The following is a 23,608-nucleotide window of genomic DNA, read 5'->3' on the forward strand; positions in this document are numbered from 1 at the left end:
TTTAGAAAATTTATTTTTAGGGATATATAAATTTTTTTTATAGCTAAAAATATAGTACAAAAAATTTATTACAAAACTTAATATAAGTCAATAAAATTATTTTGTTATAAGCTAAATAGTAAAATATATTCATTGACAAATAAATAAAAATGTATATACTATATATTAATATAGATTTCGGAGGTAAAATTATGGACTTAGAAAAAAAACTTGAAGCATACTATAAGGGCTCTCCTATAGAAGATGATATGAAGAAATGCGAATCTACAAATGATTTCAGCAAAATAAGGAAGAATTCTTATGATTATTTTTATTATAGAGATGAGTTTTTGAAAGATTATTTTACTATAGAAGATGAAGCATTAAAGAAAAGATATGAACATTTCGTTAAGATACTTCTCTACGGAAATGACAAGGAAGGAGAAGGCGGAACTAGATACGTTATTCTTGATTATATAGTCAATAAAGATTTTGAAAAGTCACTCAGATATATGGCTTACGGATATGAGAAAAGACATAAAGAGAATGTAAGAACTCTAAATGGTGAAGAATTAATATATACAGTTTTTGAAGATTTTAATAAATACTTCAGTAAAGAGTTTGAAGAATACACAGATAAATATATTGATATTATTAATAACAATGACAATAAAAAAATACTGCATAAAATGGGAAGAGATGCTGTAATACCATTGATTGCAATATGTTCTGTTATAAAAAATAATAAAGAATGCGATGAAAAATACATAAATGCGGCTATAAAATCATTTGATGTTTTTCCAAATCTTTATGACACTTTAAATGTGATTGCTTCTCTTTTAGATAAAAACGAAGCTGTAAAAAATAAATTTGTAGAAGTATTAAATAATAATGAAGAATATATTATTGATATGAATATTGAAATTGGACACTATTTAAGATTATTAGATTACAGCAATCCTTATAAAGCTAAAGATAAATTCCTAAGAGCAATAAATTATCCAAACTCTTTTATATTTATAGCAAAACATTTTGAAGATTATTTTCATTATGAGTTTATTTATGGAGCAAGAGATTTATATTTAAACTATAGAGAAGATTTTTATAAAATTTATAATTTAGTAGGAAATGATTTAAAAAATGATAGAAACAAAAGAATATTTATAGTGCTTAGCGGTATTTTATTAGAGCATAATGATAATAAAATAGACACAAATAATTTAAAAAAGTCAATACCTGTATTTCAAACTATAGTTAATAAATTTACAGAAGATAATTCGGATAGATATAATAAAAGACCAGCATTTACCACTACAGTAAAAATAGAAGAAATATTTGATAAAGATAAAAATAAACTCTTTAATGAACTTATAAATTATTATACAGACAAAAAAAATATATACGATTTATACAGCAGATACAGATGGGCAAATACTCTGCCTGAATATAGTCTTGATACAGAACTTTATTATTTATACTCTCTATTTAATTATGATAGTGCAGAAATGAAAAACTATAAAAAATTTGCTATTGATATTTTTAAATATCTGCCTGTTCAATTAGCAGTGAGAAAATATATAGAAGTGCAGGCATCTATAGGAAGTAAAACTCTAAAAGAAGTTATTGATAGTTTATTAAATAATAAAGAATTGAATATTACATTAAAAGAAATTCTCACTTCATACTATTTTGATTATGCAGGAGATCTTTCAAATTATTATTATGACTATGGCGGCAAATGCCTTCCTACATTATACAAAGAGCTTAGATGCGTAGATGAAAATAATAATGTTATTATAAACAGCGTAAAAGATGAATTGTTTAAAAGCTATTTTGATGAAGTGGTAAATATATTAAATGATGATAAGTTTATAAAAGATAATATAGCATCAAATAAAAATACAGCATTAGATATATTAAAGACTTTGTATAATAAATATAATTATGAAAATTATCATTTGATTTATACAGTTCTTGAAAATACAAAGAGAGCCGAAGTAAAAAGACATTGTATCAAAGTTATTTCTGATAATGAAAAGATTACAAGAGAATATGTCGAAAAGATGTCAGAGAAGGTAAGATCATCAGAACTTAAAGGGGCATTAAAAAATATTATTAAGAATTGGAATCTTAAAAAATACGGCAATAATTTCAAAAGTATTGATGAGGTTTTGGAGTTTATAGATACCTACTACAATACAAATTATGAAAAAAATATAAAATTCTTAGATGATGTTCATTTGACAAAAGTTTTATACAATAATGGAAAATTGGCTGATGAGAGAATATTTAAATATATTATTATGGAATATATGAACTTAATTGAGCCTGCCAGATTAAAAGACTGCGATATGCTTACTGAGATTCTTGATACCTCTTCATTTACTAATGCTTTAGAAATGTTGTATATTTATTGGAAAGATTCTAATTACGAAGCTAACAAAAAAAATATTTTAATACCTTATCTTTTATATTCTGATAATTCAAAGATAGATAAAGTTTATCCTCTTATAAAAGAGTTTGCTAAAGGTTCACGCACTGTTATGGGTGCATTTATTGTAAAATGTATCGCATTAAACGGAAAAAGCTATGCATTAATATTAGTAGACAGCCTCACAAGAAAAGCACCTACTGCTAAAATAAAAGAAGTGGCAATAGAAACTATGGAAAATGTTGCCTACTTACTTGATATGACAGCCGATGAGCTTTCAGACAGAATAATACCTAATTTCGGATTTGACAGAAAAGGCGAAAAAGTTTTAAGCTATGGAGGAGAGGCAAAAAGAACATTTACATTATCAATAAACAATGATCTTGAACTCACAATAACAGATAATGACAAACAAAAAATAATAAAATCGCTCCCAGCTCCTAACAGCAAAGATGACAAAACAGAAGCAGATAATGCCAAAAAAGAATGCTCTGCTCTCAAAAAAGAGATAAAAACTTTAATACAGAGTCAGAAAATAAGACTTCAGAAAGTATTATTAAACGGTAGAAAATGGACTTATGATAATTTCAAAACTGTATTTGTTGAAAACCCTATAATGAATTTATTTGCATTAAAACTTATATGGGGCATTTATGATGAGAATAACAATTTAATAGAAAGTTTCAGATATATGGAAGACGGCACTTTTAATACTGTTGATGAAGAAGAATACACTCTCAAAGAAAATGCTTTAATAACTTTAGTACACCCTTCAGAATTAGATTCTGACACTATAGCAAAATGGAAAACCCAATTATCCGATTATGAGATATCGCAGCCTATAGAACAGCTTGATTTCAAATATTCTGATATTACAGAAAAAGATATAAGCGAAGATAAAATTACTTCTCTTAATTCCAAAAAAATAAAAGCAGGCGTATTAATGTCATTAGCAAATAAATATGACATGGCTAGAGGCGAGACTATGGACGGCGGAAGTTTCTCTGAGTACATATTAAAAGATACTTACCTCAATATTGCTGTTCATATCTCATTTGATTATATGTATTTTGGAATGGACGCTAATGAAGATGTTGAGTTTGGCGATATAGAGTTTTGCGAGATAAATGAATGTATTGAAACTATAATTAATCCTCTAAAAGTAGAAAAAAGATTTGCTTCTTCAATTTACAGCATAGTAAAAAGCATTTTTGGAGACTAATTTTATTTGATTGAAGTAAAATAAATTTATATTTTGATATGTGGGGCTTTCCTATATGGTGAGCCCCATTTCTTTGATTATGATATTATGTTTATTTAAATATTTTATATTTGAACTCCTTTTTATTTAACGGCTATTTATTAATTTAACCATCATAAGATCATGATCTATATAAATATTTTCAATTATATCCTTTTTAACGTTTACCCATCCAACCTAGTTGTAAAATAAGTTTATAAGGGTCATAATAGATTTCATATATTACATAAGAATTATTGTAAGGCTCATACAACTCTTCTAATTTTGATATAGTGTATAATATAAGGTTTTTAGTTATATCTGTAATATCTTTTTTTGTAATAGAAGGTAGACCATTATCTTCTGTGATAGTCATACTCATTAATTCTATTTTTATACAGAAATCTGAAATATTTTTTTGTTTTGCTATTGATATACCATTAACTATATCTTTTTTTATTCTTTCTATTGAGGTATCATATTTTATAGTATATACAGGGTAACTAGAAGTATACACAGCTAGAGCAACGTTACTTATAACAATTACTCCTAATAAAATAATTAATAATTTTTTCATTTTTTATCCACCTTTAATATAAGTGTGAAAAATCAATTAAGAAAACCGTAGTATTTTTAGTTTCTTTAACTTTTTTACATTTTACATTTGATCCTGCTACTGTTTTTACAAATCTTTTTTCTATATCAGATCTAATATAATCGGTATTCCATTCGCTGTCTGTGAAATTAAATGTCATATAGAATGTGAAAATTCCGCTTCTTGTTAGGTCATCCATCCTTAAAACAGCCATATAAAACATCATTCTCCCATTATCAGCTTCATAAGGTTTATCACTAAAATCTTTAACATCTATCCTCTCATTATAGAGATTTTGTGAATAAACCATACCCGCTAAAACAAATAATAAGATTAATATTTTTCTCATTTTTTTACTCCTAAATATAGTTATTATTTTAATATGGTATTATATATTGACCATTTTTATCTTTAAATTTTCCTATTAGCAAGAAAAATATATCTACAAAATAAAAAAATCCAAATACATAATAATTTGGTGTACTAAATGAAACTATTAAAATTATTAAATCTATTATGCCCGTGAATATTTTACCAGCATAAAATCTTATAATCTATCTATTGTCATATCTCTATATAAATCTAACATTGTTAAAAAATCTTTATAAAATGATTTATAATTGGCTCTTACCGTTTTTGAATTATCAAGAACAGAATTTCCTTCAGAATAATATAATAACTTATAAAATACCACATCTAAATCATTTCCATAATCATTTATCATTTTTTTTAATTTTTTATGCAAATCTGATAGCTTTGAATATTCATCATAACCTGATGGCGAAAATGCTTGACATCTATATGAATTATCTGTAATATCAAATTCTGAAAGATAAAAACCGCCTATATTAGAAGAAAGATTTATTTTATCAGTACCTGTTTTATTTTCTAAGTAAACAATATTATGACCAAAAAGTTTTGTATAATTTAAATTTAGGTCTATTTTTGGGGTTTTAATAGAATAAGAAAATCTAATACCTCTTTCAGTATCCATTATAGTAAAATAATAATCATCTGTAACTAATACATAATATATTTCCTTATCTTTCCTCTCATCTGAATATGAAGATTCATCTTTACTTAAATCTATAACCGTAACATTATCAGGTATTTCAAAAGAAAATAACATTGAATTTATAATAAAAATAAAAAATACCAATAATTTATTCATTATTTACTCTCCTTAATAAATATAAAAAATATGTAGTGGATAATATTCATCTAATATTATCCACTAATTTAAGAAATTAACTTTTATTACTTTTTACCAAATCCGCTAAGTATATTAGTGATAATAGCTATCTTATTTTCAAACTCATTAAGATCTCTTTTAGCATTAATATCATTAGGATTTTTCTGCACTCTTGCTTCAGCATTTGCTTTTCTAGAATAAGTTCCTCTTAGTGTAGCTTCTAATGTAGATTTTGGCATTTTTGTGTAATCTGGCATAATAATAGCCTCCTTAAATTAAATTTAATATAAATAAAAAATTGCAATAAATTACAATTTAATACTTGCTGTTTTAAATAATTCTTTGCAATGCCGAAAGAGATGGCATTAATATATTTAAGTATTTCCAAAGATTGAAATAAATTTTTGATAGTGATTTGATAGAATGAGTTTATAAAGTTTAGTAAGATATTATAATGCGATGCGATGCGATGCGATGCGATGCGATGCGATGCGATGCGATGCGATGCGATTAAACAACATAATTAAATAAACCTTATATTAGTATTTTCATTAATTAAGTATATAATATAATTAACATTTGTCAATATTTTACAGCAATTATTATTGGTTTTTATTGTTTGTGTATAGCATTTTAAATTTAAATAACGCTTGGGCGGGTGCACTTTAGAAGATTTAATCAAAGTTTATATAAAAAATAAAGCTTTTAAATCTAAAAGGGGGGGATTAGAATAAGTTAAAAAAATATGGCAGGGATTAAAATTAAGCCCTGCCTTTATATTTTATGACAACGATGTTTTATTGAGCATTAGGATTTAAAGAAGGTAAATACCAATGTATTCCGCTGTTTGCTCCGAATGCTATAGGCAATCCGCTTACTTCAGACTGAAGTTTAGGCACTCCATTATTTACATCCATTTCAAAGTACCATTCCAAAGCAGGTGTAGGTCTTACATAAACTTCTCCGTATGCAGACCAGTATACACTATGTTCAAGTTTGCTTCCTTTTCTTCCGTCATCTTCAACTCTGTATCCCAAGCCGGGTTCAAATACAAAGTTTACCATATCAGTATTAACGCTTAAAGATATACTAGGAATTATTCTCAAGTCATAAGGGTTTCTGTCATATGTTTCTTGACCAGCAGTTGCTTTAGTGGCACCTACTACTGACCATGCTTTAATATCAGTAGTATAACTGCCATTAAGAGTTCCAACTATAGCAGCTTTTCCTTTAGCGTCTAAAGCAGAAGCGAAATCTATTCTTAAGAAAGGATTAACCACTACATTGTCTATTATAGTATTTAAGAAATGAAGTCTCAATTGGAAGCTTAAATTTTTAGCAGAATATTCTGCTCCGCTTAATTTGTATGAGTTTTGACCATAGTTAAATTCAAATCTTATGTAGTTGAAAGCATCTATTCCAGTGTAGTATCTTACTTGTGCAGGTATGCTCAAACCAAAATAATCAGTTTTTCCATTATTAAGATTATCTTTTTTACTTATGCTTACAGGTATTGCCACTCTTAAATTATTATTAACAGCATTAAATACTACTACAGGTGTATGAGCATCTACTATTCCTGCACTAGCATTATTGTAAGTATAATTATAACCCACACCAACTCCGAAACCATCGCCAGTATATCCTATACCGCCTGATATAGTAGCCTCTAAATTTTTATTACCCTTTGTTGTAAATATCTGACCATTTAATCCAGTATTAGCCTTAAATCCGAAAGTACCTTTAATAGTGCCGTTTCCTAATGTAAAGCCCAGCTGATTCATTCTCGCTCTTAGCTGATTTCCATGAATAAGAAAGAAAATCCAGCTATTATCAGCACCGTACATACCAAAAACTGAACTGCATGCTAATACAAAAACAGCAGTTACCGTTAATAAAAATTTTCTCATTTTGCTTACTCCTAAAGATTTTTTATTTTATAGGTTTAGTCTAGGAAAATTATTTATGGAATTCAAATTTTTTTTTAAAAATTTTTTTAGATTTTTAAAAAAAATCTAATTTTTTTTAATATGGTTTTATTATATGAAATGAGATTTTTTCATGTTTTTGTAATATATATGAACAATTATATCTTGTTAATGAGAATAAATTAAATAATATTTGTAATTTATTTTTATATATTGATTTTTTATTTAAATGAATATAATTTATAAATAAAAAATAAAAAAGGTTTTATTATTATGAATAATATACTTTCATTAGATGAAATTAATGATATAACAGATAAAAATTATAACAAGAAATTTGATAACCTTACTTCATTTATAGATGATTCTCTTATATCAAATGTTCTTACTAAAGATAAGAAATCATATGTTTCAAGTAAGGTAATAAGATATATATTAGGGGAATATATTGAAATAAAAGAGCCTTACAGATTAAGAAATCCAGACTTGATATGTTTTTCTTTAGATATAGAAAGTTTAAGCGAAGCTTTTGAAAATGTATATAATATTTGGGAAGAAGATAATAAAACCAAAGGAATACTTTATCCATACTGTATATTTGCAAATAATATTCAGCTTGATAGGCTTTATCAAAGAGCTAAAGATATAGCAAGCAGCAGATTTAAACTAGCATGTTTTATTTTGGAGGCAATAGCTTTAAGCGGAAGTAAAAGAGGTTTAGGTTTAGTTTATGAAGCTTCAAGGAAGTTTAAACAAGCTAGTGTGAGAAATACATGTTCTAGTATATTGGACTATATTACAAAAAAATTGGGTATAAGTAAAGAGGCTTTTGCTGATAAAATTATACCGGATTTTGATTTTGATAAAAATGGAATTAGAATTATAGAAAGCGAAGATAAAAGATTTAGAGTAACTTTAAATTATGATTTTACTATATCAATATTTGATGAAATAAAAAATAAAGAGTACAAAACTCTGCCCAAAGATTTTCCAGAAGTACCAAAAAAGGAATTATCAAAATTAAAAAGCGAAATAAATAAAGTATTAAAACTTCAGACAGAGCGTTTACAGTTAGTTTTTATGGACGCTAGGAAATGGACATTAGACGAATGGAAAGAAATATTTTTTGAAAATCCTATTATGAAAGTATTTGCTGTAAAACTTATTTGGGGCATTTATGATAATAACAATAAACTTTTAAATACTTTCAGATACATGGAAGACGGTTCTTTTAATAATGCCTATGATGAGGAGATAAGTATAGAAGGAGATGTTTTTATAACTTTAATAAGCCCTATAGAATTAGAAAAAAGTTTAATAGAAAAATGGAAAAATCAGCTTGCAGATTATGATATAATTCAGCCTTTCAAGCAATTATCCTTAGAAAATAAAGATGATCTTATAGAAAAAATACCTAAAACTATAACTGTTGGTGCTATGAAATCTTTAGCTTCAAAGTTTAGTATGGAAAAAAATGATGGGGACGGAGGCTTTATTTATAATTATTTTATTCATGATACATATAAGGATGCTTATATTATAATTGAGCCTTCAAATGTTTATTATGGCTCTTCAAATAATGATGAAACTGATATAAAAATAAAATTTGAAAATGCTGATGAAAGATTTGAATACGGTGCTTATTTAATGCTTTCAGAAAATATTAAATAATAAATATTTTTATAACTTAGTTTTATATTAATAATTACCTATTTTATGATACAAAATTGCTGTGTGAGGCGTTGGTATTTTACTTTAGAAAATAACTAAAATTTAATTGTTTCATTGTACTAGTATAAATGTATTTCTATAATTATTTTTAACCTGATAAAAAAGTGCATACCTTATTTAAGATATGCACTTTAATAAACTAATTATTTATATTATGTATTTAATTAGGCTTTTCTATTTTGTCAAAACCAGTAAATGGTCTTAAAGCCTCTGGTATAATGACACTTCCATCTGCCTGCTGATAATTTTCAAGTATAGCAATCCAAGTTCTTCCAACAGCAATACCAGAACCATTTAAAGTATGTACTAATTCTGTTTTACCATTTCTTCTAGTTCTCATCTGCATACGTCTTGACTGATAATCCCAGCAGTTGCTCACACTTGATATTTCTCTGTAAGTATTCTGAGAAGGAAGCCAAACTTCTATATCAAAAGTTTTGTAAGCAGCATTACCTATATCCCCAGAAGAAAGTACAACAACTCTGTATGGAAGCTCTAAAGCCTGCAAAATACTTTCTGCATCTTTAAGCATTTTTTCATGTTCTTCTTTAGATTTATCAGCAGCACATACTTTTACAAGCTCAACTTTATCAAATTGATGCTGTCTTATAAGACCTCTCATATCGCGTCCGTAAGAACCAGCCTCAGAACGAAAACATGGAGTGTAGGCTGTCGCATATATAGGAAGCATATTCTCTGGTATTATCTCTTCTCTGTAAATATTGGTAAGAGGAACTTCTGCTGTAGGTATGAGGTATAAAGCAGGGTCATCAGTAGTTTTAAATAAATCCTCTTCAAACTTTGGCAGCTGACCAGTACCGGTCATAGTTCTGCTATTAACAAGCATAGGAGGAACATACTCTGTATAGCCATGTTCTGAAGTGTGTTTTTTAAGCATAAAATTAATCAATGCTCTTTCTAATGCTGCTCCTTTACCCTTCATAAGAGAAAAACGAGTTCTAGCCATTCTTACAGCTCTTTCAATATCAAGTATATCAAGTCCCAAAGCTACATCAACATGATCTTTTACTTCAAAATCAAATTTACGAGGCTCCCCCCATCTGATAATCTCTTTATTGGCATTCTCATCATCACCCTCTGGTACATCTTCTGAAAGCATATTAGGTAAGTAAAGTATTTCATTATTAACCGATTCTTCAAGTTCTGTTAATTTCTCTTCTTTTTTATTTAAGGATTCTGTAAAGTTTTTCATCTCTTCTTTTATCTTTTCAGCTTCTTCTTTATTGCCTGCTTTCATATATTCGCCGATTTTTTTAGAAGCTTCATTTTTTTTTGCTCTGTCCTGTTCTACTTCTTTTAATAAATTAAGTCTTTCATGCTCTAAGGCTTTTAATTTATCCAAAGATACTTTGCTTCTTCTCTTTCTTAAATTTTCTTCTACTAATTCTATATTTTCTCTTATTAATTTTACATCTATCATAATAAAAATCCTTAAATAAAAATTTGTATCATTATACTACTTATTTAAAAATAGTAAATTGTATTTTGATAAAATTTATAATATAGCTAAATAATTATAATATGTAGAAAATAGAGTTATATTTTATTTTTAATATCTTTGTATATTTTTGATGAAAGTTAAATAAAAATTGACAAACTTAATACTAACAAAATTAATCAGAAGAAATTATATATGCTTTATAATCCATTCATAACGTTTTTTAAGCTCGCGTTCTTCTCCTATATCAACAGGCTCATAATATTCTTTTTTTATGCCATGCTCTAAATAATCCTGCTTTACTATATGATAAGGAAATTCATGCGGGTATTTATATTCTTCATTACTTTTTTTATCAAATGACGCTGAATGATTATCTTTTAAATAATTAGGTATAGAATAAAGCTCTCCGTTTCTTATGTCTCTAATAGCCTTATTAATAGCATTATAAGCAGAGTTTGATTTAGGACATAAAGCCAAATATATAGTAACTTCTGCTAAAGGAATGCGTCCTTCCGGCATACCTATAAAATCAATAATACTTACAAGAGAAGAGGCAATATTCATAGCATTAGGCTCGGCAAGCCCAATATCTTCAGAAGCTAATATACATAAACGCCTTGCTATATATCTAGGGTCTTCTCCAGCTTCAAGCATTCTAGCTAAATAGTAAACAGCAGCATTAGGATCGCTTCCTCTTACACTTTTTATAAAGGCACTTATTGTATTATAATGCTCATCTTCATCAAATGTCATAGACTGCTTGCTTGTAACATCTTTTACTATTTCTTCTGTAATTGTGAGTTTTTCTTTAGTTTCATCTATTTGAGTAGCTAAATACGAGGCTTCAAGATATGTAAAAGCCTTTCTTACATCTCCATGTGAATAGCGTACTATTAAACTAACAGCTCCGTCTTCTACAGCAACATCATCTTCGCCTAGTCCTCTTTTATCGGTAATAGCTTTTAATAGAGCTTCTCTTATATCATTATCATCAAGATTTCTAAACTCAAAAAGCATTATACGTGAAAGAAGGGCGTTATTAAGATAAAAATACGGATTTTGAGTGGTGCTTCCTATAAGTATTACAGAGCCGTTTTCTACAGCTGGAAGAAGGGCGTCCTGCTGACTTTTATTAAATCTATGTATTTCATCTATAAAAAGAATAGTTTTTTTTCTGTTTTCTAAATTTTTCTCTGCTTTTTTAATAGCCTCTCTTATTTCAGAAACATTTGAAAGCACAGCATTAAGCTTTATATATTCGCTTTTAGTTTTTTTTGCGATAATTGATGCAACTGTAGATTTACCTACACCCGGAGGACCAAAGAAAACCATAGAAGTAATTTTATCATTATCTATCATTTTTCTTAAAGTCTTATCTTTGCCGAGTATATGCTTCTGCCCGAAAACTTCTTCTATTGAAAGAGGACGCATTCTCTCAGCCATAGGCTTGAAAGAATTAATATCTTCTTCAAAATCAAACATTGAGTTTTTCAATATATTCCTCTACTAATGGTATATAATTCATAATATTTTCTATTCTATCTTTTATTTCATACTCAAGCAAATCGGCTATAGATATATAATCCTCATTTGCAAAAGCATCAAGCACATTATTCATCATTTCATTAAAATCACTGATAGCATCAGAAAGAGATACTGAGTTTATATAAATTTGAGAATAGTCTATAGAATAAAGCGAAGCGGCATTTGAAAGTATGCTGAATGAAAAACTCACTATTCTTGAAAATTTTTCAGCATATATAAAAGCCTCTTTATCATTTCCAGACTGAAGTTTATTAACTATAGAATCTAATATATCTAAAATTAGAGGTAAGAATTTAGGCAGACTTCCAACTTTGTATAAAACATTGCTTTCTGTTATATTATTTGCAAATAATGCAATAGTGTTTATTTTTGCCTCTTCTACGACAAGCTCCATAGCAGGAATCATCTTATCATTTAAAAAAGGCTTTAAATCATCATTAAAAAACTCATTAACTTTATCTAAACTCTCTGATATACTGTTTAATCTTTCTAATTTTACCTCAAGCATTTTTAATATATGTATTATATTATATGATTCCAAACTCATATTAAATAAGAATATAGTTCTAGGCACGGAATCAAGTACCCAAAGCATTCCGTCTTTTAATGCTTCTATATCTTTTTCAGTTATTTTCTCAGTATTTGAAACATTCTGCAAATATTCTATAATCGACATAATAGAATAAAGAGAATATTCGGCATGACTTAATGCCTCTACCTCTATTTTCTGAACATTATCTATAGGTATAGTTTCATATTCTTCGTCTATATATGGCTGTAATTCTCTTCCGTCTATATTAACTTTATTTATTAAGAAATCATTAGAATTGCACCAACTTTCTATTGGCTTTAATATTTCATAAGCATTTTTTTCATTTTCAAGCATTACTGATAATTCTTTGCCGTTTATAAATATATTCATATTTTTGCACCGTAAAATAAAAATTATTTTAAAAAAATCTATATTATTTTAGATTTTCGGATTTAATAATTTTTTAATAACGACTTTTTAAATATAAAAACTAATATAAGAAAAGACAAATACAAAAAATTATTGACGATATGAAAATAATTATTATATTACATTCTGTATAATATTTATTGATTGTATATGGAGTGAAAGTAAAAATGAGAAGATTCAACAGTCTGGCATTTAAAGTGCCTGTAATTCTTTGTATTGTTACTACTATACTTATAACAGTACTTCTGATAATTTCCCTTACAATAGCTGGAAAAGGAATATCTAAAAGCAGGTTTGAAGGTTTTGAAACAACGGTAAGGGGTTATTCATCAGTATTTGATGCTTGGTTTAGAACGCAGTCCTATTTATTAGAAACTTATGCCTCTGTGCCGATAGTAGGAGAATATCTTGAGTACAAAGATTATACTACAACAGACAGATTAAATGCTACATTAAAAACATTTAGAGAAAAAAATGCCTGTGCTATACATGTTGGAATAGTCGATAACAACGGTATTGTAATAGCTGACAGTGATTATCCAAAATGGATAGGAAGTAAATTTACAGACAGTAATATTGATATATGGAATAAATTAAAAAATAGACAATACGGATACGGCAGTGTAAGCTATGGTAATGAACTTACAGCCTCTGAGGTTAATGGAGAATTATCTTTTATTTTTGCCGCTCCTGTAAAAAATGGAAATAAAGATGTAGGATATTTATATACTGTCTTTAATTGGAGGGAATTTTATAATAATTATATAGAAGGTATACAATTAGGAAAAACTGGCGGTTTGGATGTAATAACGCCTAGTTTGAAAGTAGTAATGAATACCGACTATAATAAAGTTAATACAGATGCTCCTTCAGTTTATAAAAGTGTATTTGATAATAATTTGTCTAAAGGCGTAGTTACATATACTGCTAATGAGCATAAAATGATGGGCTCTTACACTAAAATGAAATATGTTCCGTGGATTACTTCTATGACTATGACTTCAGAAGAAATATTTGCAGAAAATAAAAATGCTGTGATAAGCGGTATTATATTCGGTATAATAACTATAGCTTCTATAGCCGTTTTTATTAATATATTTATACGTTCTATAACTAAGCCGCTTTCTATAGTAGTAAATGAAGCACAAAAAATAGAAAGAGGCGATTTAAGTACTTCAAAAAGAAAAATTAAGCCTAGGAAAGATGAAATAGGACTTCTTGCTGAAAGTTTTAATAATATGAGAAACAAATTAGTAGAAACTATTAAAGAAGTTAATAATGCATCTGTATGTATAATGAATGCTTCTGAAAAATTGGCTGCTGGCAATATGGAGCTTTCTAAAAGAACTGAATCGCAGGCAGCAAGTCTTCAAGAGACAGCAGCTTCTATGGAACAAATGGCTTCTACTATAAAATCTTCTACTGAATATTCTTTAACTGGAAATGACATGATGATGTCTTCAAAATCTTCTATAGATGAAGCAGGAGATATTATTATACAAACTACTTCCAATATAGAAGAAGTTTATGAGGCAAGTACAAAAATAAGAAATATTACTAAGATAATAGAAGACATTGCCTTTCAGACTAATATATTAGCACTTAATGCTTCAGTGGAGGCAGCAAGGGCTGGAGATCAGGGAAGAGGTTTTGCTGTGGTAGCAAGCGAGGTAAGAAACTTAGCTCAAACTACTCAGTCATCAGTAAAAGATATTACTGATTTGGTAGACAATGCCTATGATAAAATCAATAAAGCCACAGAAACAGCAAGACAATCACAGGAAATATTTAAAGATTTAAAAACTAAAATAGATGAAACAGCTAATATAATGCGTGGAATAAGTTCAGCAGCTGTAGAACAGCAGTCTGGAGTAGAGCAGGTTAATAGGGCTGTTTCAGAGATGGACGGGGCTACTCAGCTTAATAATACATTAGTAAGTGAAGCTGAGGCTGCTTCAAAAGATTTGGTTGCACAGGCTAATTCATTACAAGATGCTATGAATTTCTTTAAACTGTAAAATATCTTAAAATATCTTCATAAATAAGGCATATGTTTTAATGATATATGCCTTATTTTTTTATTTTATAGTTTATTGAATAGTAAAAATATTTTTATTATCATAATGTAAATTGAGGTATTTACCTTAAACAAACTATATTTGTTTAGATATATATAAAAAATAGTAAAAGCATAAAAATAATTATTCTATGTTATAACAGTTTTTTATAAACATAATATATATTTTTGTAAAGTAAATTTTTATACTTCCGAATATTAATATGATAGTAATAAACTAATAATTAGGAAGTAAGTTATGATAAACGGATTAGGAAATTTATTATCTTTTGTTGATACTAATGTTTCATCTAATAATAATACATATAGTGTAAACAATTACAGCTATAATGACTCTTTTGCTGATATGCTTAATAAAACACAAACTGAAGATATTTATTTATCCCCATCAAATGTTTCAAATAAAGTAGTAGAAAGAAATAATACAGAAGATTACAGCCCAAAAAGTTATAATGATTATGAAGAATATAATAATGACTATAACAATTATTACAGTGATGATGCGGCAAACTCTTCAGCAGCAGAAGAAAAAATATCATCTAAAGAGAATCATTCAGAAAACAATATAAATAAAAGCTCAGAAGATTCTAATAGTAATGAAGAAAATAAAGTTTCTGATAATTCAGAAGATAAAACTGTAAAAGAAGATAAAGATGAAATAAAAGCTGATAATAATGCTTATGAAAAAGCTGACAAAACTAATTCTGAAAATATATCATTAAAAGAAAAATTGGCACTAACAAAAGAAAAAGCTAAATTAATAATTCAAAATGCTTCCAACAATGATGATAAGAAAGTTTTACTAAGCAGCAAAGAAAATGCATCTGATAAAGCAGATAAAAAAGAAAATACTAAAAATGCACAGGATATAGAAAGTATAAAAAAACAAATAGAATCATTAAATTTAGAAGATTTAGATGAAGAAGATAAAAAAGAATTAGAAGATTTAATAGCATCATTAGAAAACATTAAAGCTATGATAGATAGTGATAATAAAGAAGATAAAAAAGAAGTTCTAACTGATGATGTTAAAGACAGTATTGAAGTAAAAGATGCTGATATAAATAAAGAAATAAAAATTGCATCTAATAAAGATGATGATAAAAAAATAGAAACAAAAGACATTAATACTGAAGATGCCGCTATAGACTTTGACAGCAGTATTTCAGATGTTAATATCGCTAATAATATAGATAATAATATTGCAGAAAGTAAATATGCTGATAAATATGATAAAGATAATTCTGAAATAAAAAATAATAGCAGCACTGTAAATAATACTATTTCAGATGATAAAGGAGCAGAACTTACAATAATAAACATGAAAGATTCTGCAGAAGGCAGTAATTTAAAAGGATACAATCATTATAATAATAATGTATCAAAAACACATAATAGTACCAACCTTACAGACAGCATGATAAAATTCCAAGACTTAATGGGGAAACTTGTAGAAAAAGCTCAGGTTGCCGTTAATAACGGAAAAAGCGAAGTGTTAATGAGCCTTAATCCGGAATATTTAGGAAAAGTAAGATTAAAAATAAGTATGGACGGAGACAATTTAATAGGAAAGATATTCGTTGATAATGCTGATGTTAAAGATATATTCACTAAAAACTTGGATACGGTTATAACTTCATTAAATGAAATAGGAATTAACATAGAAGGTTTTGATGTAATGCTAAGACAGGATATGCCTAATAATGAAGGCGGCTTCGGTGAAGAATTAGAGAATATTGGAAACAGGTTTGCTTCAGAAAATATTGATAATGTAGAAGAAGTAAAAGCCGATATAAAAGCATATATAGTTCCAGAAAGAAAATTGAATTTACTTATATAAGTATTATTCAAAAAATAATCTATATTTAATAGATAAGTATAATCAGAGATAATTTTTTAAGGAGATGAATAGATGATATCAGCAGATGCTTTAAAAATGTCAGAGAGAGAAATAAAAATCTTAAAACAAGAGGTAGGAGCCTATAACTTACAGAATAATTTTCAAAGAGACCCTACTCAAAACTCTTTGGGTAAAGATGCATTTTTAAAACTCCTTACAGTACAAATGAGCCATCAGGATCCTCTTTCTCCTATGGACAACAGAGATATGATAGCTCAGTTAGCACAATTCTCATCTGTTGAACAAATGACTGAAGTTAATAAAAATCTTGACTCTATGAAAACATTCTATTCAAGTCAGACCGGATATTCTATGCTTGGAAAGAGTGTTGAAGTTATGGACGAGGCTGGAAACAGATTTTTAGGACCTGTTGAAATGGTTATGGAAAATGATACCGGAGTAGCCCTTGCTGTAAGAACAGAAAGCGGACTTATTACTGTACGTCCTGAAGATGTTATGATAGTACATTCAAACGGTAATTTAATGGCTTCTGAAGCTGCTGCTGTTTCACAAGTAAGAGAAGCTCAAAGCGAAGATGAAGCTGCAAAAGTGTTTCAATCTTCTTTAGCTGATAAAGCTCAAATTATTACAAGACCTTCTGATGATGAAAATGGTAATGTAAATAATGAGTTCGGAGAGTTAAAAGCTGCAAACGAATCTCAAATAAATACAGCTGTACAAAGTGAGGTTTCTAAAACAGATAATGCTAACTTAAATAAAACAGAAAAAACTGCTGGTATGATGAAAGCAGAAGAAGCATTGATGAATGCTAAAGAAAGCGGAAATAAAGCAATCAAAAAATAATTGAGTGATATTAAATAGAAATATAATTTATGATAAAGTAACAAATCCCTATAATACTATATTTATAGGGATTTGTTAATATTTTTATATACTTTAGATAACTTTATATCTATTATTTCTAATTTTGACGCTTGTATCATTTATAATATACTTATACCATAATGTTAAAAAAACATATATACTTTTATCCATACATTTATGCCAGCTGTATTTTTGAATATTACAATCTAACTATATAAAACTATATAAAAAAATCTATTGTATTATAAATTTTTATAATAGCTATATTATATAATGCTTATATACTTTATAAATATATAGCTTTTTTATTAAAAATCATATAGTGATAGTTTTCATTGATAATTACTATTGACAGATATATTTTAAAATTATATAATACTTCAAAGTTTTATATATAATAATTTTTTTAAGTATATATAAACTTAATTATTATAACTTAATATTAGGAACTATATGATAGTTTTAGAAAATGTCAGTAAAATATTCAAAACTGAAAAAAATAAGCAGCTTAATGCAGTAAATAATGTTTCTCTCAAAATAGAAAAAGGCGAAATATACGGCATAATAGGCTTCTCAGGTGCTGGAAAGTCTACATTAGTTAGATGTATAAACTTACTTGAAAGGCCTACATCTGGAAAAGTATATATTGACGGCGAAGATATTACAGCATTAAACCCTAGAGAATTGAGACAGAAAAGAAAAAAAATTGGAATGATATTTCAGCAGTTTAATTTATTTGCTTCAAGAACGGTATTTAAAAATGTAGCCTATCCTTTAAGATACAGAGGGCTTTCAAAAGAAGAGATAGAAAAAAAAGTAATGTCCTTGCTTGAACTTGTAGATATAAAAGAAAAGGCATATGTTTATCCTTCTCAGCTAAGCGGCGGACAAAAACAAAGAGTAGCTATTGCAAGAGCTTTAGCCAATGATCCGAATATACTTTTATGTGATGAAGCCACTAGTGCATTAGACCCGCAGACTACTTCTTCTATTTTAAAATTGTTAAAAAAATTAAATGAGAATTTGGGTATTACTATAGTTGTAATAACTCATGAGATGAATGTAGTTAAAGAATTATGCCACAGAGTAGCAGTTATGAATAAGGGGAATTTAATAGAAGAAGGCGATATATTTGAAGTATTTTCGCACCCTAAAAATAAAATTACTCAGGATTTTATAGATACTACTTCTAATCTTTCAAAAATATATACGCTTGTAGAAGAGAAGGATAATATTACAAAAATTAAAGCAGGCGAATGTATAGTAAGATTAAAATACAAAAAAGAAAGTGTAGGTGAGGCTTTGGTTTCTCATGTTTCAAGGAAGTTCAATGTAGATCTTAATATAATATTCGGTAATGTTGAGCTTATAGATGACAGTCTTTTAGGAGGGCTTGTTGTTATAATGCATGAAAAAGAAAAAGGCGGCATAACAAATACGCTAAACTTTCTTCAAGAACAAAAAATAGACGTAGAGGTGATTACTGATGCTAGATATGATGAATAATTTAATGCCTAATGTTATGGCTGATTTGCCGAGACTTTATCAAAGCATAATACAGACATTTGTTATGCTTATTTATTCGGGTGTAATATCTTTTTTTATAGGCGGTTTTTTGGGCGTATTATTAATAGTTACAAAAAAATTCGGTATTATGGAAAATATATTGGTGTATGAAGTATTAAGTAAGGTTATAAATTTCTTTAGAGCAATACCATTTATAATACTACTTGCCATGCTTGTACCTCTTACAAGATTTATAATGGGTACTGCTATTGGTGTAAAGGGAGCTATAATACCTTTAATATTCGGAACAGTGCCTTTCTTCGCAAGACAAATAGAGAGTGCATTATCAGAAGTTAATCCCGGTCTTGTAGAGGCTGCTCAGTCTATGGGATCATCTCCTATAGCGATAATATTCAGAGTATATTTAAAAGAAAGTATTGCTCCGATAGCTAGAGGAACTACTATAACTGCTATCAGTTTAATAGGGCTTACTGCTATGGCTGGTGCTGTAGGTGCGGGCGGACTTGGTACTTATGCTATACAGTCTGGATATTATAGAAATAAACTTGATATTATATATGTATCTGTAATACTTTTAGTTATATTAGTAGGTATTATACAGGCTATAGGAAACTTTGTGGTAAAAAAAGCAACACATTAAATTTTATCAATAAAATAATTAAAAAAATAATTTAATTTATAAAGGAAATTTATTTATGAATAATACTATAAGCAATTCTATAAAAAGAAGAAAATTTGTTTTAATCGGAGCAGGTCATGTAGGCTCGCATGCAGGATATGCATTAGCAGCACAGGGGCTTGCCGAAGAGATAGTTTTTATCGATATAGACGAAAAGAAAGCATTTTCTCAGGCTTTGGATATATTTGATTCTACAGTATATCTTCCTCATAGGGTGGAAGTTAAAGCAGGAAATTACAGCGATATTGACGATGCAGATATAATGGTAGTATGTGCTGGTCCATTGCCTAATATGAATCAAACTAGAATGGATACTTTAGGTGCCACTATAGAAGTGATGAAAGATATAATAGAGAAAATAAAAAAGACTAAGTTTAACGGCATAATAATAAATATATCAAACCCTGCCGATGTTATCACTCACTATCTTCAAAACAAATTAAACTACGACCCAAAAAGAATTATATCTACAAGCACAACATTAGACTCAGCAAGATTGAGAAGAGCAATATCTGAAGCTATCAATATAGATCAAAAATCAATATATGCCTATGCTTTGGGAGAGCATGGAGAAAGTCAAATGGTAGCTTGGTCAGCTGTAACTATAGCTGGAAAACCTTTATTTGAACTAATGAAAGAAAAAGAAAAATATTCAAAATTAGATTTAAATGAACTTGCAAGTAAAGGCAGAAGAGGAGGCTGGGAAGTTTTGGGAGGCAAAGGATCTACTGAGTTTGGAATAGGTACTTCCTTAGCTGAAGTTGCACGTGCTGTACTTTCTGATGAACATAGAGTGCTTCCAGTATCAGTTTATTTAAATGGCGAATATGGACAAACTGATGTTTATGCCTCTGTACCTGCTGTACTTGGAAAAGACGGGGTTGAAGAGATAATAGAGCTTAATATGGACGATGAAGAGAAAAAATTATTTAATGCTTCATGTGAAGTGATGAAAAAAAATTATGAATTAGCTTTAAGTATGTAATAAATACTTGATATAAAATATCATAAAATAATAAATAAAAAACAACACTATAAAATTAATAAATGAATTTATTTCTTGGAGAATCAAATATATGAAAAGGATCATTTTATTTTTGAGCATGACTTTATTTTTAGCTTCATGTTCATCTGGCAATAAGAATGAAAATGTTGTAAAGGTTGGGTATATAGGAGAGTCTGACAGAGTTATTTGGCAGGAGGTTATGAGACAGGTTTCTAATGATAATATAAAAATAGAGCTTGTATCATTCGGAGATTATCTTCTTCCAAATCAGGCTTTAAATGACGGTGATATAGATATGAATAATTTTCAGCATTATGCTTTCTTTAACAATGAAGTAGAAACTAAAGGATATAAATTAACTGCTATAGCTGATACTTGTCTTGCTGCTATGAATATCTATTCTGACAATATAACAAATGTTGATGAAGTAAAAGAGAATGATAAAATAGCCATACCTAATGATCCATCAAACGGAGGAAGAGCTTTAAAAGTTTTGGAAGCTGCTGGTCTTATAAAATTAAGAGATAAGAATATAGCAAATCCAGTATTAAACGATATATCAGAAAATAAACTTAATTTGGATATAATAGAAGTTGATGCTGGAAGTATATACAGCCTTCTTCCAGATGTGGCTTGTGCTGTAATTAACTGTAATTTTGCTCTGAACTTCGGTCTTAATCCAGATAAAGATTCTATATATAAAGATAATCCTACAAACTATGCAGATAAAAATTATATAAACCTTATAGCTGTACGAGAAGAAGATAAAGACAATGAAATATACAAAAAAATAGTGAATGCTTATCAGTCAGACGAGGTTAAAGAAATTTATAGTAATGACTTTAAGGGGGCTTATATAGCGGTTTGGTAATATTTGTAATGAATATAGGTTTTTTATGACGAAGAAATTTTATATATTTTTTTTATTAATAATAATATCATATTCATGCAGCTGCAGCAATAATGCAGAAATTATAAAGATAGGGCATATAGGCGAGTTTGATTCGGATATATGGAATCAGATAAATAAAGAGATCGAACAGGATAATTGTAAATTAGATATTGTTTATTTTAATGATTATGAACTTCTAAACAAGGCATTAAATGACGGTGATATTGATTTGAATGCTTTTCAGAATTATATTTATTTTGTAAATGAAACGAATGAGCATAATTATAAACTTTCTATTTTGGAGAGAACTTTTGTAGCACCTATGCATATATATTCAAAGAATTTTACAAATATAAATCAAATACATTCAAATTCTAAAATAGCTATTCCCATTGATAAAGTAAACTTATCTAGGTCTTTGCAGATATTAGAAGAGGCAGGTTTGATTAAATTAGAAAGACATAATAATAACTTTTATTCTTTAAGCAATATTTCTGAAAATAATTTAAACTTGGAAATTATACCTATGGAAGCAAGTATAATATATTATAATCTCGATAAAATAGATGCAGCAATAGTTAATTATAGATTTATCACCGATTATCATAATTATAATATTATATATTATGATGATGTAACAAAATATTCACCTCAGGGACAAAAGGCATATGTTAATTTAATTGTATGCCGTGAAAAAGATAAATCGTATAATATTTATAATTTTATAGCCGTAAGCTATAAACAAAAAATTAAATCTAAAATAGAAGAAAATAAATTAAAAGGGCTTATCGTTATTGATTAATAATTGAGGAGCAAAAAATGAATAATAAAATATTAAAAATAATGATATTATTATTTCTGATTATTTCATGCAGTAAAGAAAATAAAAAAGATATTACTGTAAAGCTAGGATGCATAGGAGAGCTTGATACTTATGTATTAGAATCTTTAAAAGGAAAATTAGAAAAAGAAAATATAATTTTAGATTTGATAACTTTTTCGGATTACAGCGTATTAAATAAGGCTTTAGTAAGCAAGGCAATAGACTTAAATCATTTTCAGCATTATGCTTATTTTGTAAATGAAACCAATAAAAACGATTACTACTTATCTATTATAGCAAAAACATTTATAGCTGATATGAATATGTATTCGGATAATCTTACCAATATAGGACAAATAGGATTAAAATCTAAAATAGCAGTTCCTGAAGATGATATAAATTTATCAAGGGCACTTAAAATATTAGATTCTATAGGTTTTATACGATTAAAAGAAAATAATAATAAAAATCATAATTTTACATTTGATGATGTAAGAGAGAACTATTTGCTTCTTGAGTTTGTACCGATAAAATCAAGCGATATGCATTCTATTATCTCAAAAGTTGATGCGGCTATTGTAAATTACCATTTCAATTTTGATTTTAGAAACAGTAATATTATATACAAAGATGATCCAAGTAAATATCAGTCAGACATGTATGTTAATGTAGTGGCAGCAAGGCTTGAAGATGAAAATAATATAACTTATAAAACTATAGCAAATCTTTATAAGGAAAAAGTATCAGAGCTTATAAATTCAGGTAAAATAGAAAGCATTACGATGATTGATTAATATGAATTAAAAGTATATACT

19 protein-coding genes are annotated in these 23,608 nt (G+C 27.8%); 11 read left to right on the forward strand and 8 right to left on the reverse strand.

The features are described from left to right. Positions 1-191 precede the first annotated feature (191 nt). Complete coding sequence (locus BMUR_RS07465) at positions 192-3,632, forward strand: DUF4132 domain-containing protein (RefSeq protein WP_013113994.1); 3,441 nt, start codon at positions 192-194, stop codon at positions 3,630-3,632. Between the two features lie 196 nt (positions 3,633-3,828). Here the strand turns inward: BMUR_RS07465 and BMUR_RS07470 are convergent, their stop codons facing one another. The 5 genes from BMUR_RS07470 to BMUR_RS07490 form a co-directional block, all read right to left on the reverse strand. Beyond that, positions 3,829-4,227, reverse strand: a complete 399-nt coding sequence (locus BMUR_RS07470) for a hypothetical protein (RefSeq protein WP_013113995.1) — start codon at positions 4,225-4,227, stop codon at positions 3,829-3,831. Between the two features lie 13 nt (positions 4,228-4,240). Beyond that, positions 4,241-4,555 carry a hypothetical protein gene (locus BMUR_RS07475; protein WP_148218323.1) on the reverse strand — a complete coding sequence of 105 codons (315 nt, stop codon included), beginning with the start codon at positions 4,553-4,555 and terminating at the stop codon, positions 4,241-4,243. 237 nt (positions 4,556-4,792) lie between these two features. After that, positions 4,793-5,416, reverse strand: a complete 624-nt coding sequence (locus tag BMUR_RS07480; RefSeq protein WP_013113997.1) for a hypothetical protein — start codon at positions 5,414-5,416, stop codon at positions 4,793-4,795. Between the two features lie 86 nt (positions 5,417-5,502). Continuing rightward, positions 5,503-5,694 carry a hypothetical protein gene (locus tag BMUR_RS07485; protein ID WP_013113998.1) on the reverse strand — a complete coding sequence of 64 codons (192 nt, stop codon included), beginning with the start codon at positions 5,692-5,694 and terminating at the stop codon, positions 5,503-5,505. Between the two features lie 540 nt (positions 5,695-6,234). After that, positions 6,235-7,347 (reverse strand): hypothetical protein, encoded by a 1,113-nt coding sequence (locus BMUR_RS07490; protein WP_013113999.1) that lies wholly within the window; start codon positions 7,345-7,347, stop codon positions 6,235-6,237. A 291-nt stretch (positions 7,348-7,638) separates the two neighbouring features. Between BMUR_RS07490 and BMUR_RS07495 the strand changes: the two genes are divergently transcribed. Next, the gene (locus BMUR_RS07495; RefSeq protein ID WP_013114000.1) at positions 7,639-9,036 is read left to right on the forward strand and encodes a DUF4132 domain-containing protein; all 1,398 of its coding nucleotides are present in this window, start codon (positions 7,639-7,641) and stop codon (positions 9,034-9,036) included. Between the two features lie 220 nt (positions 9,037-9,256). Here BMUR_RS07495 and serS read toward each other — a convergent pair whose 3' ends face one another. The 3 genes from serS to BMUR_RS07510 form a co-directional block, all read right to left on the reverse strand. Continuing rightward, positions 9,257-10,537, reverse strand: a complete 1,281-nt coding sequence (serS, locus tag BMUR_RS07500) for a serine--tRNA ligase (RefSeq protein WP_013114001.1) — start codon at positions 10,535-10,537, stop codon at positions 9,257-9,259. 207 nt (positions 10,538-10,744) lie between these two features. Beyond that, positions 10,745-12,040, reverse strand: a complete 1,296-nt coding sequence (locus BMUR_RS07505) for a replication-associated recombination protein A (RefSeq protein ID WP_041749994.1) — start codon at positions 12,038-12,040, stop codon at positions 10,745-10,747. Continuing rightward, positions 12,033-13,025, reverse strand: coding sequence for a hypothetical protein (locus BMUR_RS07510; RefSeq protein ID WP_013114003.1), 993 nt, complete (start codon positions 13,023-13,025; stop codon positions 12,033-12,035). Before BMUR_RS07510 ends, BMUR_RS07505 begins: the two co-directional genes overlap by 8 nt. Before the next feature lie 206 nt (positions 13,026-13,231). On the opposite strand from BMUR_RS07510, the gene BMUR_RS07515 reads away from it, so the two are divergent. The 9 genes from BMUR_RS07515 (at position 13,232) to BMUR_RS07555 (ending at position 23,587) form a co-directional block, all read left to right on the forward strand. Beyond that, positions 13,232-15,082 (forward strand): methyl-accepting chemotaxis protein, encoded by a 1,851-nt coding sequence (locus BMUR_RS07515; RefSeq protein ID WP_013114004.1) that lies wholly within the window; start codon positions 13,232-13,234, stop codon positions 15,080-15,082. Positions 15,083-15,379: 297 nt separating this feature from the next. Next, complete coding sequence (locus tag BMUR_RS07520; protein ID WP_013114005.1) at positions 15,380-16,981, forward strand: flagellar hook-length control protein FliK; 1,602 nt, start codon at positions 15,380-15,382, stop codon at positions 16,979-16,981. 72 nt (positions 16,982-17,053) lie between these two features. Then, positions 17,054-17,845 (forward strand): flagellar hook assembly protein FlgD, encoded by a 792-nt coding sequence (locus tag BMUR_RS07525; protein WP_013114006.1) that lies wholly within the window; start codon positions 17,054-17,056, stop codon positions 17,843-17,845. A gap of 474 nt (positions 17,846-18,319) precedes the next feature. Continuing rightward, entirely contained in the window at positions 18,320-19,372 is a 1,053-nt protein-coding gene (locus BMUR_RS07530) for a methionine ABC transporter ATP-binding protein (protein ID WP_013114007.1), read from the forward strand. Further along, positions 19,353-20,033, forward strand: a complete 681-nt coding sequence (locus BMUR_RS07535; protein ID WP_013114008.1) for a methionine ABC transporter permease — start codon at positions 19,353-19,355, stop codon at positions 20,031-20,033. Before BMUR_RS07530 ends, BMUR_RS07535 begins: the two co-directional genes overlap by 20 nt. 55 nt (positions 20,034-20,088) lie before the next feature. Further along, positions 20,089-21,057, forward strand: coding sequence for an L-lactate dehydrogenase (locus BMUR_RS07540; RefSeq protein WP_013114009.1), 969 nt, complete (start codon positions 20,089-20,091; stop codon positions 21,055-21,057). 91 nt (positions 21,058-21,148) lie between these two features. Next, a complete protein-coding gene (locus BMUR_RS07545; protein ID WP_013114010.1) occupies positions 21,149-21,949 on the forward strand; it encodes a MetQ/NlpA family ABC transporter substrate-binding protein in 801 nt (266 codons plus the stop codon). A 25-nt stretch (positions 21,950-21,974) separates the two neighbouring features. After that, positions 21,975-22,772, forward strand: coding sequence for a MetQ/NlpA family ABC transporter substrate-binding protein (locus BMUR_RS07550; RefSeq protein WP_013114011.1), 798 nt, complete (start codon positions 21,975-21,977; stop codon positions 22,770-22,772). Between the two features lie 17 nt (positions 22,773-22,789). Continuing rightward, positions 22,790-23,587, forward strand: a complete 798-nt coding sequence (locus BMUR_RS07555) for a MetQ/NlpA family ABC transporter substrate-binding protein (RefSeq protein WP_013114012.1) — start codon at positions 22,790-22,792, stop codon at positions 23,585-23,587. Positions 23,588-23,608 lie beyond the last annotated feature (21 nt).

This window comes from Brachyspira murdochii DSM 12563, from assembly GCF_000092845.1.
Taxonomy (GTDB): domain Bacteria; phylum Spirochaetota; class Brachyspiria; order Brachyspirales; family Brachyspiraceae; genus Brachyspira; species Brachyspira murdochii.